This is a genomic window from Eudoraea sp., assembly GCF_039969275.1.
GTDB lineage: Bacteria > Bacteroidota > Bacteroidia > Flavobacteriales > Flavobacteriaceae > Eudoraea.
The window spans coordinates 307085-325717 of sequence record NZ_JBDVOC010000003.1; the positions used below are offsets into that span (position 1 = coordinate 307085).

20 protein-coding genes are annotated in these 18633 nt (G+C 38.1%); 10 read left to right on the top strand and 10 right to left on the bottom strand.

The genetic code is table 11. The features are described 5' to 3' along the window. The 6 genes from ABJH90_RS02320 to ABJH90_RS02345 all read left to right on the top strand — a co-directional run bounded on the left by ABJH90_RS02320 (position 1) and on the right by ABJH90_RS02345 (position 6184). Positions 1–2301, top strand: coding sequence for an FdhF/YdeP family oxidoreductase (locus ABJH90_RS02320; protein ID WP_348141960.1), 2301 nt, complete (start codon positions 1–3; stop codon positions 2299–2301). A gap of 142 nt (positions 2302–2443) precedes the next feature. After that, positions 2444–2764, top strand: a complete 321-nt coding sequence (locus ABJH90_RS02325) for a hypothetical protein (RefSeq protein ID WP_348141961.1) — start codon at positions 2444–2446, stop codon at positions 2762–2764. A gap of 81 nt (positions 2765–2845) precedes the next feature. After that, complete coding sequence (locus tag ABJH90_RS02330) at positions 2846–3358, top strand: redoxin domain-containing protein (protein WP_348141962.1); 513 nt, start codon at positions 2846–2848, stop codon at positions 3356–3358. Next, positions 3359–4576 carry a hypothetical protein gene (locus ABJH90_RS02335; protein ID WP_348141963.1) on the top strand — a complete coding sequence of 406 codons (1218 nt, stop codon included), beginning with the start codon at positions 3359–3361 and terminating at the stop codon, positions 4574–4576. A gap of 87 nt (positions 4577–4663) precedes the next feature. Then, positions 4664–5521, top strand: coding sequence for a DMT family transporter (locus tag ABJH90_RS02340; RefSeq protein ID WP_348141964.1), 858 nt, complete (start codon positions 4664–4666; stop codon positions 5519–5521). Between the two features lie 93 nt (positions 5522–5614). Then, positions 5615–6184: a DUF4251 domain-containing protein gene (locus ABJH90_RS02345; RefSeq protein WP_348141965.1), complete on the top strand. Its 570-nt coding sequence runs from the start codon at positions 5615–5617 to the stop codon at positions 6182–6184. A 139-nt stretch (positions 6185–6323) separates the two neighbouring features. On the opposite strand, the gene ABJH90_RS02350 is transcribed toward ABJH90_RS02345, so the two are convergent. After that, positions 6324–6779, bottom strand: coding sequence for a hypothetical protein (locus ABJH90_RS02350; RefSeq protein WP_348141966.1), 456 nt, complete (start codon positions 6777–6779; stop codon positions 6324–6326). A gap of 295 nt (positions 6780–7074) precedes the next feature. Next, positions 7075–7536, bottom strand: a complete 462-nt coding sequence (locus ABJH90_RS02355; RefSeq protein WP_348141967.1) for a hypothetical protein — start codon at positions 7534–7536, stop codon at positions 7075–7077. 635 nt (positions 7537–8171) lie between these two features. On the opposite strand from ABJH90_RS02355, the gene ABJH90_RS02360 reads away from it, so the two are divergent. Continuing rightward, positions 8172–8558, top strand: coding sequence for a hypothetical protein (locus ABJH90_RS02360; RefSeq protein ID WP_348141968.1), 387 nt, complete (start codon positions 8172–8174; stop codon positions 8556–8558). A 5-nt stretch (positions 8559–8563) separates the two neighbouring features. Here ABJH90_RS02360 and ABJH90_RS02365 read toward each other — a convergent pair whose 3' ends face one another. The 5 genes from ABJH90_RS02365 to ABJH90_RS02385 form a co-directional block, all read right to left on the bottom strand. Continuing rightward, a complete protein-coding gene (locus ABJH90_RS02365; RefSeq protein ID WP_348141969.1) occupies positions 8564–9121 on the bottom strand; it encodes a gluconate 2-dehydrogenase subunit 3 family protein in 558 nt (185 codons plus the stop codon). Next, positions 9118–10827, bottom strand: coding sequence for a GMC family oxidoreductase (locus ABJH90_RS02370; protein WP_348141970.1), 1710 nt, complete (start codon positions 10825–10827; stop codon positions 9118–9120). The genes ABJH90_RS02365 and ABJH90_RS02370 overlap by 4 nt, the downstream gene beginning before the upstream one ends. Positions 10828–11242: 415 nt before the next feature. After that, a complete protein-coding gene (locus tag ABJH90_RS02375) occupies positions 11243–11632 on the bottom strand; it encodes a RidA family protein (protein WP_348141971.1) in 390 nt (129 codons plus the stop codon). A 30-nt stretch (positions 11633–11662) separates the two neighbouring features. Further along, the gene (locus ABJH90_RS02380) at positions 11663–12400 is read right to left on the bottom strand and encodes a hypothetical protein (protein ID WP_348141972.1); all 738 of its coding nucleotides are present in this window, start codon (positions 12398–12400) and stop codon (positions 11663–11665) included. Beyond that, positions 12397–12888: a MarR family transcriptional regulator gene (locus ABJH90_RS02385; protein ID WP_348141973.1), complete on the bottom strand. Its 492-nt coding sequence runs from the start codon at positions 12886–12888 to the stop codon at positions 12397–12399. Before ABJH90_RS02385 ends, ABJH90_RS02380 begins: the two co-directional genes overlap by 4 nt. A gap of 498 nt (positions 12889–13386) precedes the next feature. On the opposite strand from ABJH90_RS02385, the gene ABJH90_RS02390 reads away from it, so the two are divergent. Together ABJH90_RS02390 and ABJH90_RS02395 are read left to right on the top strand one after the other, a co-directional pair. Continuing rightward, a complete protein-coding gene (locus ABJH90_RS02390; RefSeq protein ID WP_348141974.1) occupies positions 13387–13602 on the top strand; it encodes a hypothetical protein in 216 nt (71 codons plus the stop codon). Between the two features lie 160 nt (positions 13603–13762). Beyond that, the gene (locus ABJH90_RS02395; protein WP_348141975.1) at positions 13763–14764 is read left to right on the top strand and encodes an aromatic ring-hydroxylating dioxygenase subunit alpha; all 1002 of its coding nucleotides are present in this window, start codon (positions 13763–13765) and stop codon (positions 14762–14764) included. 91 nt (positions 14765–14855) lie between these two features. Here ABJH90_RS02395 and ABJH90_RS02400 read toward each other — a convergent pair whose 3' ends face one another. From ABJH90_RS02400 to fabD, 3 genes are all read right to left on the bottom strand, one after another. Beyond that, positions 14856–15773, bottom strand: a complete 918-nt coding sequence (locus tag ABJH90_RS02400; RefSeq protein ID WP_348141976.1) for a helix-turn-helix domain-containing protein — start codon at positions 15771–15773, stop codon at positions 14856–14858. Positions 15774–15949: 176 nt separating this feature from the next. Beyond that, positions 15950–17041 (bottom strand): type 1 glutamine amidotransferase domain-containing protein, encoded by a 1092-nt coding sequence (locus ABJH90_RS02405; RefSeq protein ID WP_348141977.1) that lies wholly within the window; start codon positions 17039–17041, stop codon positions 15950–15952. A 248-nt stretch (positions 17042–17289) separates the two neighbouring features. After that, a complete protein-coding gene (gene fabD, locus ABJH90_RS02410) occupies positions 17290–18165 on the bottom strand; it encodes an ACP S-malonyltransferase (RefSeq protein WP_348141978.1) in 876 nt (291 codons plus the stop codon). 247 nt (positions 18166–18412) lie between these two features. Between fabD and ABJH90_RS02415 the strand changes: the two genes are divergently transcribed. Continuing rightward, positions 18413–18616, top strand: a complete 204-nt coding sequence (locus ABJH90_RS02415; protein WP_348142792.1) for a hypothetical protein — start codon at positions 18413–18415, stop codon at positions 18614–18616. The last annotated feature ends 17 nt before the right edge of the window (positions 18617–18633 follow it).

The following is an 18633-nucleotide window of genomic DNA, read 5'->3' on the forward strand; positions in this document are numbered from 1 at the left end:
ATGGCAGAAAACAATTCTAAAAGAAATGTTTGCGTCAGGGGTCCGGATGCATTTTCAGAGATCAAAGTAACAGAACCCAAGCCTTATGCCGCCGGAAAAGAAGGGATTTCGGCCGCCATGAAACATAGCTTTAAGGAAATGGGGTTTTTTCGAGCTATGACCACCTTAATGCGTATGAATCAGAAAGAAGGTTTTGACTGCCCCAGTTGCGCCTGGCCAGATCCTGAAAAACCATCCAAAATAGGGGAGTACTGTGAAAATGGTGCAAAAGCCCTGGCAGATGAAGCAACTACTTCCCATATTGGAGCTGCATTCTTTGAGAAACACTCCGTAGAAGAATTGTCCTTACGAACCGATTATGAATTAAACAAACTTGGCAGGATTACGGAACCCTTGATTTTAAGAGCAGGAAGTGTGCATTATACATCTATTTCCTGGGAAGAAGCCTTTGCGCTTATTGCGGATGAGTTACATAATTTAGATAGCCCTAACGAAGCTATTTTTTATACCTCGGGACGCTCCAGTAACGAGGCAGCCTTTTTATATGGACTTTTTGCAAGAGCTTTTGGGACCAATAATTTACCAGATTGTTCCAATATGTGCCACGAATCAAGTGGGGTGGCCCTGTCTGAAACACTGGGAATAGGAAAGGGATCTGTGAAACTGGAAGATTTGTATGGTGCAGAAGTGATTATCGTAGCCGGACAAAATCCAGGTACAAACCATCCCAGGATGCTCTCCGCACTAGAAAAATGCAAAGAAAACGGTGGGAGCGTCATTAGTATAAACCCCCTGGAAGAATCGGGTCTTGTGAAATTTAAAAACCCGCAAAGCTTAAAGGGTCTATTGGGTTCAGGGGAGAAAATCACGGATCTGCATCTTGCGGTTAATATAAACCAGGACATTCCCTTACTAAAATTGATTCTGAAAAAGCTGGCTGCACTGGATAAGGTTGAGGGAAATGTATTCGATCACGACTTTATTGATAGGTATACCGTGGGAGCAGAAGCCTTATTGACTGACCTGGATGCTTATACCAATGAAAAGCTTTTGGAGTTAAGTGGTGTATCTATGGAAAGTGTAGATACCGCGGTAAAATTATTAGCCAATAAGCAGAAAATTATCGTTTGTTGGGCCATGGGGCTAACTCAGCATAAAAACGGGGTGGAAACAATTAGGGAATATGTAAACCTTCTATTACTTAAAGGAGCTATTGGAAAGCCTTTTAGTGGTACATGCCCGGTAAGAGGGCATTCAAATGTTCAGGGCGACCGCAGTGTTGGAATTATGCACTATGTTGATAAAGCCTTTAATGAGCGAATTAAAACCCATTTGGGGTTTACACCGCCTGAAGAGCAAGGTTTGGATGTGGTAGGAGCTATGAGAGCCATGTACGAGGGAAAAGCTAAAGTATTTATGGCTCTTGGAGGAAATTTTTTAATGGCGGCCTCGGATACTGATTATACCGCCGAAGCTATCCAAAGGTGCCAATTAACGGTACAAGTAAGCACCAAATTAAATCGTAGTCACCTGGTTACCGGAAAAGTAGCCTTAATTCTTCCTACATATGGCCGTTCAGAAAAGGAAAACAATGATGGCAAAGACCGTTTTGTTACTGTGGAAAATAGCATGGGAAGGGTACGCCGTTCATTGGGGGTTCTAAAAGCGCCTTCGGAACAATTGAAAAGTGAACCGGAATTGATTGCAAAACTGGCAGATATCTATTTTAAAGGGAGGCACGTCATGGACTGGAAGGCTCTGGGAAGTGATTATCGCAGGATCAGGGAAATGATAGATAATGTAGCCAGGGGTTTTGAAAACACAGAATTAAGAGCCCAGGGAGTGGGTTATTATTTGCCAAATAATGTGAGGGAACTCGATTTTAGCAAATTATCAGGGGGAAGAGCACAAATTACAATTAACAAACTTCCGGAGCATAATCTGGAAGCCGACGAGTATATGCTGATGACAATAAGGTCTCACGACCAGTTTAACACTACGGTATATGGTATGGACGACAGATACCGGGGGGTATATAATGAGAGAAGAATAGTCTTTATGAACCCTGAGGACATGGCGAAAAATGGCCTGGAGAAAATGGAGGTTGTAAATCTGAGCAGCACTTACGATTCTTCAACCAGGACAGCTTATAACTTTAAGGTTTTGCCTTATAAAATCCCGAAAGGTAATTTGGCAGCTTATTTTCCCGAGACGAATGTATTGGTGCCATATAATCACTATGCGGATAGAAGTCAAACTCCAATTAGTAAGTCTATAAAAGTACGCGTACTTAAAACGTAATTATTTGGGAAAAACAAATAAAAAAACTCAGATCATTTATCGATACAATGAGCTATTTATCGAATAAGAAGCTTTATCAACCACAACTTATGGTTAGTTAAGAAAAATGGCTTAATTTGAATTCGAACATGAGACATTAAAAATGAAAAAAGTTCAATTGCTTTTATTTTGCATGGGGTTATGCGCTCTAAGTACAAATGATCTTCTTGCCCAGCAAAGGCCTCAAAAAGAGGCTAGATTAATGGCAGAAGAGGAAGAAGGCCCAATGCTCTTTACATTCGAACCGGATTATCTGGCTGCTGAGGAAGCACGCCGAAAAGAAATTCTTTTAATGAGGGCCCTGATTGATTCTCTGGAGATTTCCGAGAACAAACGCCAAAAACTTATACGTGATCTGTATAAGAATAATGGCTCCAAACAGCTTAATAAAATTTTGTTGGCTAACAACAAGTTTGAAGAGTAACTTCTTTGGCTTACCTAAAGAAACTAATCTTTTCCAATTGTTCCTATTTTTAATTACTTTCGGGCCAAATAATTGGAATTTATGCGGTTAAGAATTTCCATATTTATAACAATACTTGCACTTCTAATAAGTTGTAAAAAGGCCGTTAAGGACAAGTATTCTAGTCGTAAAGAAGCCAATAACTCCGAAAAAATTACAGAAGCTGCAAGCCAATTTGAAGATCTCGATGGAAATCCGATTGCAATTTCAGATTATAAGGGAAAAAGAATACTCCTTAATTACTGGGCTACCTGGTGCAGGCCCTGTTTAGAAGAGATGCCATCGCTGCTGCGTTCACAGGCTATACTAGAAAAAGAAAACTATATTTTCTTATTAGCCTCAGACCAGTCTTTGGGTGTTATTAAAGCGTTTAAAGAGGAACGGGAATTTGATTTTATATTTATTAAATACAGCGGCTCGTGGACGGATCAACAAATTAATTCCCTGCCAACCACATTTATTTATAATGAAGAAGGGGAGAAGGTAGAAAAAATTGTTGGAGGAGTTACCTGGGATTCCCCGGAAGTGATTCAAAAATTAAAAGATACTCATTAAATGAAAAGCTACACCTTTTGCGGGCTGGCCATTTTAATTGGTTTGCTGATATCCTGTTCAGAACCCCTAAAAAGAGATGCGGAATTAGTAAATCATATAGATTCACCGGCCGGGGAAAATAGTTCCTTACCTAATTTATTTTCCAACGGAGATAAGACCCTGATGTCCTGGGTAGAAAAAAAGGGGGATACCCTTGTTTCCTTGCGTTATGCAGAATTGAAAGATGGGGAGTGGCAGACTCCCCATGAAATCTTACAAGGTACTGATTGGTTTGTAAATTGGGCCGATTTTCCAATGATTGTTGAAAATCAAGGGAATTTATTGTCACATGTATTAAAGAAATCGTCTGCAGGTACCTATTCCTATGATGTAAAGCTAAATGTACTCCCTAAGGGATCTATAAACTGGGCTACCAATCTAGCCTTACATACTGATGGCACCCAGACTGAACATGGATTTGTAACTGCCGTGCCCTGTAAGGCTGGCTCCTTTTTTGTTACCTGGCTCGATGGCCGTAATACATTGGAAAAGGAGGACGGCTCCCGTGGTGCCATGACACTAAGAGCTGCTATAGTTTCTGAAAAGGGAGAAGTTAGTAAAGACACCCTCCTGGATAACCGAAGCTGTGATTGCTGTCAGACGACAGCAGCAATCACTACCAATGGACCCGTGGTGATCTACAGAGACCGTTCTGAGGAAGAAATAAGGGATATAAGCATTGTAAGACAGGTTGAAGGTAAATGGACAGCCCCTAAAGTTATACATAGTGATAATTGGCAAATAAATGGATGTCCTGTAAACGGCCCAAAGGTAGCGAGTTTGGGAAATAATCTGGCCGTGGCCTGGTTTACGGCTGCCGGGGATCAGCCTAAGGTAAATCTGGTATTTTCAAATGATGGAGGAGAGCATTTCGACCCTCCGATACAGGTAGATGAGGCCGATGCAATTGGAAGGGTGGATATAGTATTACTGGATGCGGATACGGCAATCGTAAGTTGGATGGAATCTAAAGATAGCAAGGCACAATTAAAGGCAGTAAAAATTGCCAGAACCGGAAAGAAATCTGAAGCTATAAGAGTTACTCAAATGGATGGGTCTCGTAATTCAGGATTCCCTCAAATGGAATTGGTAGGTGATAAGGTATACTTTGCCTGGACCGATTTTACCAAAGATGTTAGCAAGATAAAAACTGCCTATGTTTCGGTAGTGCAATTCTAAGGGAACTTTCTACCAGGGGCATCCCCAGAGATATAGGTGGAAATACCCACTTATCCTATCTTTGCCCATACCAGTTTAAACTCATTAATGGATTTCAAAAAGGCTGTTTATTTTATGCTGTTGAGCACCCTGGCCTTTACGGCCATGAATGGGCTTTTGAAATTCCTGACTACTTACAGTGCCTATCAATTGGTTTTTTTTAGGTCGCTCGGTTCTCTTTTCTTTACTTTTGGCTATTTGTTAAGCAGGGGTATACCCATTTTGGGAACCCATCGTAAACTTTTGGTATTAAGAGGTTTAGTAGGCTCTACTTCAATGGTTTTATTTTTTATGGCCCTGCATTATATACCTCTTGGTTCTGCTGTTGGAATGCGATATATTGCACCGATTTTTGCGGCCATTTTCGCCATTTTATTGCTCAGGGAAAATGTCAGACCCATACAATGGCTATTCTTTTTGATCTCCTTTTTAGGCGTAATTGTGTTAAAAGGTTTTGACCGGAGTATTCCATTTATTGGCTTGGGTTTAGTTCTTATATCCTCAGTTTTTAGTGGTTTGGTATATATCATTATTAGGCGAATTGGTAGCAGGGAGCATCCGGTGGTTATTGTAAATTATTTTATGTGTATAGCTACAATGATAGGAGGTATAGGATCCATTTTTGATTGGAAAACTCCTGTGGGAATCGATTGGTTTTTATTGCTGAGTCTCGGTGTTTTTGGATATTTTGGCCAGCTATTCATGACCAAAGCATTTCAAATGAGCGAAACAAATGTGATTGCGCCATTAAAATATTTAGAAGTCTTCTTTGCAGTAATTGTTGGGGTGGTTTTTTTAGGTGAAGAATATTTTATCTGGAGTTTTGTGGGGATGGGTATGATTATAGGGGGTTTGGTGTTAAACCTTTGGTACAAGCAGCGATTACTTCGGAAACGTTTGGGATAAGAGGAGGGAGGTATAAATTTTATAATAATTTTAATAATAAAATACATTATAATTCATATCTTATTGATTATTAGTATATTATAACAAAACGAGATGAGGTATCGATTAGTTATATTAGGTTTAATGGTGATTTTATGGAGCTGTGGAAGTTCTGAAAAAGCGGCAACAACGAGCATACAAAATCAGGTACTTGATAATCTGGTAGCGCAAAAATCGTTTATCATTGAATCCGAATGGGCCCAACCAATGAATACGAACGCGATGAACAGCGTTGCAAGTAGTGGGTTATTGCCGCCGGGAAATTCCGGCAGTAACATAAGTTTAATTGGAAATCCAAATTATCTAAAAGTAGAAGGAGATACTATTTCGGCGTATTTACCATTTTTTGGAGAGCGCCAGATGACAGGAGGTTATGGTGATAGAAATGCCATTGAATTTAAAGGGGTTCCCAATAAATTCAAGAGTTCAAAGAATTCAAACAAAAACACTTATACACTGCTTTTTAGTATTAAAGAGAAGACAGAAGTATACAAAGTAACAATAACTCTATTTAACAACTTAAACAGTCATATCCACATTAATAGTTCACAACGCAACTTTATCAGATACATAGGAAAAGTCTCGGAGCTTCCTAAAGAAGATGTTAGCCCGGAGGGTTTGTAGTAATATAACATCTTCTAATATCAACTTAGGTGTTTCCCGGGCCTGGAAAAAGTTTTGAGTAATAAGATAGTTACTCAAAAAATAAAACCCTGACTTTAAATACTGCCGGGGTTTTATTTTATGTTTTATATAGGGATATTTAATTTGCGTTGATACCAATATCTACCACAGCAATTAATTCGTCGTTTGAAGGACTATTCTCAATAGTTACATGGCCGTCCAGATTTAATAACTTATCAAAATCAATTGGGGTACCATCATCAAGCTGTGTTACAACAGTAGTACTTACGGCACAGGTGCAAGGTTCTAAGGTAATGGCAATAGGGCCACCTTCAGCTGCACTATTAAAGTTTACATAAGCGGGATGCTCATCGGTATTTGTATTGACCAGCTCAATTAAAATGCTGGTATTATCGTTACTGTCTCTGGTAAATGTGGCTTTACCGGTAATACCTGAGCCATTCATGGCAGTCAGATTGTAATCTATTTGGTCGACAATAATTTCATTTATGCCAGTGGGTTCAATATCGTCACCGCTACAACTGGAAAGCAGGGCAATAACAAATACTATCAATAGAAAAGGGGCATTTTTCATTTTGAATTAATTTTTGAGGGTTATTTTCTTACACAAAATTAAGGAATATTACTAAAATTTAATAGAAGAAACTAATTTTTTCGTCGAGACAGTCAAATATTCCGACAATTGGAAATTTCATATCTGCATCTACTTCTAGATAGGGACTTATTTGACTTTAGTAGTTTTTAACCACTAATACTGTGCACTCACTTTAACTGAATTCCAGAATTGCCCTAAAAAGATTTCTTTAAAATCAAAAACCCTGACTATTTTTAAAGTCAGGGTATATTTATATTTTTTATGGAAGGGATACTTAATTTGCGTTGATCCCAATATCCGCTATAGACACTAGCAAATCTGGGTTCGTGACACTTTCCTGGATACTTACGTGCCCATCCAAATTTAAAAGTTTATCAAAATCAATTGGCGTACCATCATCAAGCTGTGTTACAACAGTAGTACTTACGGCACAGGTGCAAGGTTCTAAGGTAATGGCAATAGGGCCACCTTCAGCGGCATTGTTAAATCGGACGTAGGCCGGGTGCTCTTCAGTATTGGTATTAGTCAGCTCAATCAGGATCGTAGTATTCTCATTACTATCTCTGGTAAAGGTAACTGTGCCAATAATTCCGGAGCCATTTACGGCAGTCAAATTATATGCCTGCTCATCTACAATAATTTCATTTACTCCAGTTGGTTCTATGTTATCGTCACTGCTACAGCTCGTAAGCAGGACCATAGTGAATAACATCAAAAAATAAGGGACATTTTTCATTTTCTTTTTTTTAAGGGTTCTTTTCTCACACGAATTTATATAAAGCAATTTGCAATATTATCCGAAGAATTGATTTTTTCGGTGAGCTGTATTAATAATTCGTTTAACGTAATATTAAGAGTTTGCAGGATTATTCGCCAGCACACGTAAGAAGCGGATGTATCCCTGGTGGCATTTAAACCGTTAATGGCTTAAAATAAGGGTGATAGGGTGCGGTTGGGAATTAAGCAAAACATGTTAATAAAGGGGAGAACAGAAATATTCTATTTGACATAATATAAATTATAGTTCAAATATGACTAATGTGCAAATCGGCGCATATCCTGTAATTGATATAATTGTAGATATAACAACATGTAAGTGTTTTATATCGTCGCAGCCGCATCAGCTCGCCGAAAAAAGTGATTACCCTCAGGGCAATCACTTTTTCTCGCGTATGTCAAAGCCGTTTTACTGGAAAGTTTGTTCATATTCGTAAGCTATAATTACTCACGAGGATTATTTATTACTTATTGAGGAGATCATGAATGCTTCGCATTTCAATTATAAAATATACCTCAATGATTTTCTTACCAAAAACACTTGTTCCTTTCATGGCTTATGATTAGATTTCCCTCCTAACAAACGATAAGAAGTTGAAACAAGGATTAAACAGCCTTCTTTTGTGCCTTCTGACACTGCCGCTGATGCATTGTACGCCTACTAAGGGTGATAAAGTGGAATTGATCAATCGCACTTTGGAATATCAATATGATGAAAATGTGTATCATCTCACTTTTGATACAGATTCTACATTGCACTGGCAAGCAATGAAAGGAAATGAAGCAGGGCTTAAAGGGAAAGAAATTTATATCGCTGAATGGATCTCCAATGACAAACTTTTTATCACCTGGGGTGAGGAAAGTGGTACGGGTGTAAGTCAGGTACTGGATTTTAAGAAAGGAAAAGTCTTTAACCATTTACTTTTTGGTAGAGAGTTGTACGCTGGTGAGGGTACTATTAAAATATTGGATAACAAATAATAAGCCTAACTCTCAGACCAGGATTTACCGCCGTACTTGTTTATTGGAATACATCCTTCATAAGTTCCTGGAATAGGATCATGGGCCAATGCCTGGGTAGCCCCTACCTCGGAGGTGAAATAGCCCAATAAGGTCGTGCTCCTCATGAGTTGAAAAAAAGACTCCGGGCTTCCTTGCCCGGCCTTACCGGACAAATCTAGTAAGACCTCGATTCTTTTATTATTGCTTAAATCTGAAAATCCGGTCTCTTGTAGTTCTGTCAAGCCATCCCGAACTGTCTTTTGTTCGCCTGGATTAAAATACCCGTCCAACATTTCGTCGATGAAGCGATGCACTAATGCGTCGGATGCTCCAGGCGTTTCAGTACGCGGAATGAGAATATCAACAATTATTTCTGTTAACATTGCCTCATCCCTGGTCATGAATTTTGGCGACCAGTCAAGTTCCTTTGGAGCTTCACAGCCACTAAGTACGCCTGTCCAAATTGAAGTAGTTAACACCCCTCCCAGCAATATGGAAGTCCTTTCTAAGGCCTTTCTTCTATTAATTTTATCTGAGCTCATAGATTTCCTTTTTTAAGTTGATCTACAGCATAGTCACATGCCCTGGCCGTTAGTGCCATATAAGTCAGTGAAGGATTCCCCCAACCATTAGAGTTCATACATGAGCCATCTGTCACAAAAATGTTCGGGATATCGTGTACTTGATTCCATTTATTGAGTACAGAGGTCTTCGGGTTTACACCCATTCTCGCCGTACCCATTTCGTGTATGCTCAAACCTGGCTCACTTGGATCGTCATAAGTATGGATATCTTTGAATCCGGAAGCATCGAGCATTTCTGCACTGGAAGTCATCATTTCCTTTCGCATGACTGATTCATTTTCACCAAATTCCATATCGGTGACCAACATCGGCAGTCCCCAGGGATCCTTCTTGTTGGGGTCCAAATAAATTCTGTTCTTATGATCGGGTAAACATTCGCCAAAGGCCAGAAATGTAAAGGTCCAGGGACCAGGTTTGGTTAAACCATTCTTCCATTCAGCTCCAAAATCATTGCCTCCAAAGCCTCTATCCCACCCCTCGCGACCAGACCAGCCATAGGTGCTGAATCCTCGTAGATAGTCTTTCCTTTTCGTCTTAGCATCAAGGTTTTGAAATCTGGGAACCAACACATCTACAGGACGCCTACCTTTGTGATATTGATCCTCAAGACCGTTATAAGTACCATATGCACCTACCTGGAAATGATTGTCCATCAGATTATGTCCCAACTCTCCACTCGAGTTCGCCAAACCATCCGGGAAACTATTGGCAACTGAATTGAGCAGAATACTGGTACTGCCAAGGGTCGATGCACATAGAAAGATGATTTTAGCATGGTACTTGATAGTTTCTTTTGTCTCGGTATCTACTATTTGTACCCCAGAGGCTTTTTTGGTATGCTTGTCATACAGGATGGTGTGCACAATCGAATTTGGTCGCAATGTCATGTTGCCTGTCTTTTCAGCAGCAATTAGTGTAACCGAATTACTGCTAAAGTAACCACCAAATGGACAACCTCTTCGACATTTGTTACGTGCCATACACTTGCCACGACCACCATGCGGCCTGGTGAGGTTGACAGTCCTCCCAATTGTCAATTTACGGTTAGTGAAATGTTCATCAATTTTGCCTGCTACATGCTTTTCCAAACAGTTCATTTCCCATGGCGGTAGAAACTTTCCATCGGGTACCTGAGGTAATCCGTCACTTGATCCACTCACACCAATGTACGACTCAACATAGTCGTACCAGGGCTCGATATCCTTGTATCTTATTGGCCAATCCAAACCAACGCCATCACGAGCATTAGCACCAAATTCTAAATCTCCTCTTCGATAAGCCCATCGCCCCCAGATGAGTGACCTTCCGCCAACTTGATATCCCCGTGTCCAAAGAAAAGGTTTCTTTTGCTCATATGGATTTTCATTGTCTTTGACAAAGAAATGTTTCGTTGATTGATCGATAGCATATGATGATCTACTTTGAACAGGGTAAATTTCTCGGCGTTCCTTAGGGGTCAATCGGTTGCCATAGGGTTGTTCCCAAGGGTTTAGATTCATTGTAGGGTAATCCTTAAGATGCTTTACCATTCTTCCTCTTTCCAGCACCAATGTCTTCAAGCCCTTTTCAGAAAGCTCCTTTGCCGCCCAGCCGCCACTTATACCAGTCCCTACGACGATAGCATCGTATGTATGTTGTTGCTTTGATTTGGTATTTAGGTTCATAAGTAAAAAATTAGGTGTTCAGGTAAAACTAGGAATAAAAAGAGGGAATAAAAATTTTATCCAGGCATTGAATAAGATAGAAAACTTAGTCAGTTAATCTCATTCTACACTCATCTTCGCCATGGCTGCGTGTGCTCCGCATTACTCATAGTTGCAATATTTTTCTTCAAAGGTATTTGTGAATCTCGCAAGCTCGGTTTCCCCTACCCTTTCGGGTGGCATAAAAGTGCTATTCGCGCACGTTATTTAATAAATAGGTACTCATAAACCGCAAGCGGTTTCATTACCTTTTAAAAGAAGTTTTTAGAAAGTAAAAAATCAATGAAGATATGATATGCCATAGCACTACCTGGCTCCTTCGTTAATATGATACCCCGTATCCTATTTTACCACCCGGTACAGGATTACTCAAATTTTATGAGGTTGCAATAGCATCTACTTCAATTTCAATTAACCAATCGGGATTAATAAAACGAGAAACTTGCATAATTGTATCAGCAGGTTTAATAGTTTTAAAATATGATGCTCTTACTTCGGCAGCAGCTTTCCAATCTTCAATATTTATCAGTAGCATTCGGGTTCTAACTACATCATCTAAGCTTGATCCAGCTTTTTCTAATGCTATTTTAATGGTTTCCAGACATTGTTTGGTTTGTGCTGAAATATCGCCAATTCCTACTGTATTTCCGTTTGTATCCATTGGAGCTGTTCCTCCAATAGTAATATATGGTCCAACACGTACAGCACGACTAAATCCTACGATATCTTCATAAGGACTACCACTTGAAATTAACTCCCGCTTCATTATATTACTTTTTAAAAGTTGAGACTAAAACTAATTGTTTTTCATTCTACGCATTTGTTCATTAGCTTTCTTGAAAATATTTCGGATTACATCACCATTAGAGGGTTCTTCCTTAAGTGTATCCGGATCCCACTGGCTTCGCTCAGTAGCAAAAAAATCACCCCCATAAATGTGAAGCCCTCCGGTAAATCTAGGTAGTGGGTTTGTCACAGAATGTATGGCATTTGTGTTTAATGTTGCGACATCTCCGGCAAATAAACATCGAACATCATGTGCTTCTAAACTCCCCTTATTTCGTTCCCATATTATATTGTCTTCTCTTCCGGTATATATTCCAATATTTGCCCACATATGATGGTTATGTGGCATTAGGTTCATTTGAGGTGTCCATGAAGCTGCAAAAATGGTTAAGTCTTTTGAGCGTAGAAACACCTTCAACCCTGCTTCTGTCGGTTCACCAATCGCTTTCATCATTGCTTGTGGATTAGAAACACCTCTGGCTAAAACTTCTTTCACCGCTTCCTGGGGATTAGACTCTTTGTTGGCAGCAATACATTCTTCAATAAATTTTTGCATTTCAATTAATTCATTTTTCCTAACCGGAATAATGTGTTCTCCATGATCTAAAGCATCTATAGATACTTCTGTCATTGCTGATGACATAAAAGAAGGAAGTGCTGTAAAACTGAGCCCTAACCCTAAAGTTTTAATCATTCCTCTTCTTGTAAGCTCTGGATTTTTTTGTTGATTGCTGTTGAGAGTTGTCATCTTTTTTGTTTTTTGTATTCGTTGTAAAAGCGTTCGTTAAAAGGAGTAGTTTTTAATGATGCCTCAATTTCATCAAGATGCTTAAGAATAGATAAATCTTCTTTTAGCATTTTGTATATAGCATCCTCGCAACTGTTCCATATTTGTTCTAATTCAGGAAGCAGGTCAATAGATTTTTGAGTTAGTTTTATATTTTGTTTTCTTTTGTCTATAGCATCCTTTTCAGAAACTATATAACCTTTAGCGGTCATTTTTTTAAGCATAACTACCATAGATGGATGTGTATAACCTAACTGTTGAGCTATTTCAACCATTGTTAGTATTTCATATTCCCGCAATAATTTGAATACTAAATGCCAACTTGGTTCAACATCTATATCAATTTGTTTGAAGAACTTTCTCGTGTCATGAGACATTCTATCGCTAATGCGTTTTAATCTGTTGTCTAAAGCCCTGTAACCGAGCTCTTTTATGAAATCTTTTTCCATTTACAATATTTATTATAACAAATATAATAAATATAGTTAGTTAACTACATAGTTGATTAAATATATTTTTATAATGTTCATTTCATACACATTTATTCATAGCTGGGTATTCTTTAAATAAGGAATTCATGAATCTCAAAGCAAAAAGGCTTTTCGGTTTTACTCCCCTCCTCCCGATAGCTATCGGGACATATAATGAGTGTTTAGTGCTTGTCTATTTTTCCATTAAGGTATTCACGAACCTCGTACCCGGGTTTTATTACTTTTTTCTGCGAGACGGAGCGGTGGCAATGAAAAAGAAGTGCTAATTACGCCAGTTTACGAACCCGCCGTCTCATATAATCATCCACCAGATAGATCTATTCGCACACCTCCCTTCCATCAGTATATGTTAAATTATGTTAAAAATTACATAAAATAGTACCTTTTTATGCATAGTACTGTAACAAAATAATTTTTCTGTCGTCTATACCTTAAAGAGAACAAAAAAGAAGACCAATGTATCATCTGTTAATCCTCATAATAACCAAAGCGATCAAAGTGTTCGGAATTACCTCTGCGGTTTATGACATTTACACAAGCTTGTTCAGTACGATGGAGATTAATCTTAGCCTCTTATTTTACACCCTGGCAATTGAAACCCTTTTTATCTATCTGAAATCTTCTCCCATAAAAATTCCATCATGGCTGGAAGTTATGGAAGATGCTATTTAATTATCTAATCAGTATATCCTTTTTCTCTGTTACATAATATTCCATGGCGGCTGTATGTATCTATCTATGTAGCAACCAGAACATATTGGAATATTGTACAAATATTTTGCTTTTGTTTACATTTACATAAACGGCTGTTAATCCAAATCCAATTTCTAAAATGAAAACCAAGCAAACAAGCTTTCCTGAGCGCCTATTTGCCTGCTGGCACCCCATTGGATATAGTCATGAAATAAAGGCTGATGTACCCTATGGAACGGTTCTTTTGGATGAACCCATTGTTGTATGGAGAACTTCTGATGACCGCCCACATGCTATGCGCGATTTGTGTATTCACCGGGGAACCGCCTTGTCCTTAGGCTGGATTAAAGAGGATTGTCTGGTATGTCCCTATCATGCCTGGCAATATGATAAAAAGGGTGCTTGTGTTTTAATTCCTCAGGCTCCGGATGCCGAGATACCGGGTAAAGCAAAGACCCCCACCTATTATTGTCAGGAAAAATTTGGTTTGGTATGGGTTGCCCTGAAAAAGCCTGAATTTCATTTACCTGAAATACCTGAATATGAAAATAGTGACTGGAAATTGGTAAATACCGGTCCCTTCGATTGGAACAGTGATAGTTCCCGGCAGGTTGAAAATTTTACAGATTTTGGTCATTTTCCATGGGTACATCCCGGCTTATTAGGAGACCCGGAACGGCCTGTGGTACCCGATTGTAAGGTAACAGTAAAAGATGCTGTGCTGCATTATTCGGTAGTAAGACCAGAAGCTGCCAATAGTGATGATTTTCCCATTTTTGCCAATGAGGAGATAGTTAAACCAGAGCGACGCAGTGTTTATGAGTTGCACCTCCCCTACACAATTGTTCTCCGTCTGGGTTGGGGAGGAGAAAAAGGGATGGTTTATTTCTTTGCTTCACAACCCATTTCACATAACAGCTGCCGTGGATACTGTATTATTGGACGTAACTATGACCACGATGAACCTGAGTCTATTTTACAGGATTTTGAACAAGTTATATTTGATCAGGATAAACGTGTTGTAGAATCACAAAGACCCAAACAAGTACCTTTTGATTTTACGGAAGAACTTCATTTAAAATTTGATACAGTAGCCATGAACTACCGCAGGGCAATGAAAAAGCATAAACTTGATTTATAAAAAATAACTTTGAATCATATTTTTAAGAGCATATGTACAATTTTGGATACATTAATGCACCAATAGTTCTTAAAAGACATCCACAGATAAGTTAATTGCTACCTCTTTTCTTGTATAAAGAAGGCGTTGTGCCTTCAAACTTTTTAAATGCGCTATTAAAAGAAGACAACGTACTAAAACCTGCATCAAAGGCTATGGTAGAAATTGTATAGTTTTTGGTAGTTACATCTAACAGCATTCTTTTTGCGTCCTGTATTCGATAATAATTTATAAAATCGTTAAAGTTTCGTTTAGCGTATTGATTAATAACTTCTGAGGTGTTTTGAGTACTTTTCCCCACCAACTTGCTCAAACTTGATAGCGATAAATCAGATTCAAGATATAGTTTGTCATTGATAACTAATTCAGATATCTTGTTGTATAACCATTCGTTATCATTCTTCTTAAACGCATCTCCATCAATTTCTGTCGTTTTTAATTGAAACGCTTTATAGCTTAAAAAATAAATAACAACAGAGTATACAATTGGCCCGACGATATAGGGCACTGTGTCTTCTATAATATTTAAAAAGTAGGAAATCCAAATAGCAATAAAACCAATAATTACTACTCGTAACCATTCAAATATTGCTTTTTGAGATTTTGTTTGTAATACGTTCCTATACGCTCTTTTTACTTTTTGTATCAACCTGCCCGAAAGAAAAATATAAAATGCAAAATGCAGGTAAATAAAAATAAGAGCACTGGCAAAAACAATAATTACTTCCTTATTATTCGTCTCAAACCACTTCCTGGATACAAAAAAACTCATCACAAAGACCAGCGAAAAAGGGACTAACTCTGCCAGGTAATTCTTTGAAAATTTAAAATTATGGCGAGTCATTGCTAAAACATACCATCTTAAAAGTGGGCCAATGAGCAACAAAAATGCTAATCCGGCAAAAATAAAAATTGGTTCCAGATCATTCCCGAAATACAACATTACCGACTTACCAATCCTGAAAGCCATAAAAATGAGTATTAACCCCAATAATAGATTTGGCAATGTTCTCTTCTTCTTAAAAAAGCATAAATAAACAGCAAATAACACCCCGTGCAAAAGTCCTGCAGTACTTATGATAATGAGAAGAATATCTGAAAAAGACAATAAAATATTTTTATCAAATTTAAATATTATTTATTCAATTATAAGTCATGTTTTTTTGCGTACGAAACCAAACCAATGATATCAAAAAATCGGTTAACATCACCTTTCATGGCAGCCACAATACTATGCATAGCTATAAGTACTCTATTGATGGGTTTCTTTTCTACCACAACCATTCTGTTAATCATTTCTTTGGCTTTTTGAGATCCCTGGGTTTCATATATTGCTAATACTTTTACAGCATTTTCTTCATCAGTAATTTCCCTGTATTTTGGTTTGTATCCCAACTGCTTAATCATAGTTTCAGCCAAAATCCAGGTAGACCAGGGGTTTTGACCGGTAATTAAATTGTTATCGTGACTAATATTTTCTAAATACATTGTTCCTTCATTAAAACTTGCACCTTGTGCAACCAACTTATCTTGTAAGAGAAAAGGAAAAATGGATTTTGCATCCGATATAAGGAGTAACTCTTCTTTATTAGTAAAACCACTTACCTTTTTATTTTCTAAAAGCTGATGACCATTATCTAAAGCTACATTAACCAGTGCAGCCGGTCCGTGACATACAGCGCCTACAACCTTGTTGGATATATAATACTCACGTATAATAGATTGGATGGCTTTATTATTTGGAAAATCAAACATGGCCCCTTTTCCACCAGCGAAAAACACAGCTTCATAATCTTCGGCAACAACATCTTTTACCGGGATTGTGTTACTTGTTTTATACTGCGCTATGGAGTCATTTAAGAAAGCAAAGTCATATGCACCCATATCATCATCATCTATAACTACAGGTGGCTTCCCTCCTAACGGACTGGCTATATCTACCTCAAAACCATTTGCTTTAAATACATAATAAGCCCGTGCCAATTCTGTTAATTCATAACCAGTGCTTTTCCCGCTATTTCCCATGGTATTCGTACTTGTAACTACAGCTAAAATTTTGCCCCGTAAAGGTTGAACGTTTTCTGCCAAGTAGGGTAAATCTTTAACTTGTATAGTTTCTAGTGTTGTATTCTTTGGTGGTATGAGACTCTTAAACCAAAGTCCAAAAGAAAAGATTATAACAATTAAACCAAGTAAAGTGATTCCTGTCCATTTAAGGATTCGATATTTTTTAAACATAAGATTTCTTTTATAATTATGGGGCTAAATAAGGTAAAGTAGCTTACAAAGACTGTTGAAATGATAATTTCGTCAGAGTGAAAATTATTCTGTAGGATAGATTAAGGTTTTGAGAATTATCCAAACCGTTATGAATATGAAGCTCTGCTTTCTCCTCACCTATGGTGATGTCACATAATAAGTTTGCACACCAATAGTGGGTGTCTGTTCATTTTCTTTGCCTGATTGAAGAAACCAAAGGATGCTGTTTATGAAAGTCCGTGTGTAACCATTTTTTTATTGATTTGCAGCACCAGTCCCCTTAAGAAATTTCCGGGGCCAATCTCTGTAAATTCAGTGGCCCCATCTTCAATCATATGGAGAATAGTATGCCTCCACATTACAGGGTGTGTTAATTGATCAATTAAGTTTTTCTTGATCAGATCCACATCTTCTGTTGGTCTTCCGGCAATATTCTGATAAATAGGACAAATAGGTTTATTAAATTCTGTTTCCGCTATGGCCTTGCTGAACTCTTCAATAATGGGCTCCATAAAGGGTGAATGAAATGCGCCACTTACCGGTAAGTTTACAACTCTAGCGGCGCCTGGCCTTAATTTTTCACAGGCTTCTTTCAGTGCTTTCTTTTCTCCTGAGATCACCACCTGTTGTAGTGCATTATAATTTGCAGGGACCACTACCCCATCTACCTGATCACAGATATTCTTAACAATAACATCATATAAGCCAACCACCACCGCCATTCCGGTATTTTCAACTTCACAAACTTTCTGCATAGCCGAAGCCCGCTTGGAGATTAGCCTCAGGGCCGATTCAAAATCTAAGGCATCAATGGCAGCGAGAGCTGAGATCTCGCCCAGGGAATGCCCGGCGACCATATCGGGCTTAAAATCGGTACCCATGGTTTTTGCAAGAATATAGGAATGTAAAAAAATAGCAGGCTGAGCATACTTGGTTTGTTTCAGATCCTTAGCAGATCCTTCAAACATTACATCGGAAATAGAAAATCCTAATATTTCATTAGCGCGGTTAAAATAGTCCTGAGCCAATTCAGATTTTTCATATAATTTTTTTCCCATCCCCGGGAATTGTGTGCCCTGACCAGGGAATAAGTACGCATGCATAAATACGATAGATTATTAAAAGTTTTAACAAATCAATTTTGATCAGAAACAGAACCGATAAGAAAATAAACACCTTATTGATAACTGGAATCTTATTTATACCTGTCAAGAACTAAAAATGATAATCATAGGATATTAAACTGGCAGATATTGTATAAAAATAGACTTTAATACAGAATAATGTTCTAATTCTTTTAAAATTTCATAAAACCGGAACAACATTCTACGTTACATACTATTCTTCCATATTGGACGTAACTATGACCAGGATGAACCCGAGTCTATATTACAGGATTTTGAACAAGTTATAATTGATCAGGATAAACGCGTGGTAGAATCACAAAGACCCAAACAAGTACCTTTTGATTATATTGAAGAACTTCATTTGAAATTTGATGTAGTAGCTATGTACTATCGCAGGGCAATGAAAAAACAAAAATTGGACTATTAAAAAAACTATGGAATTAA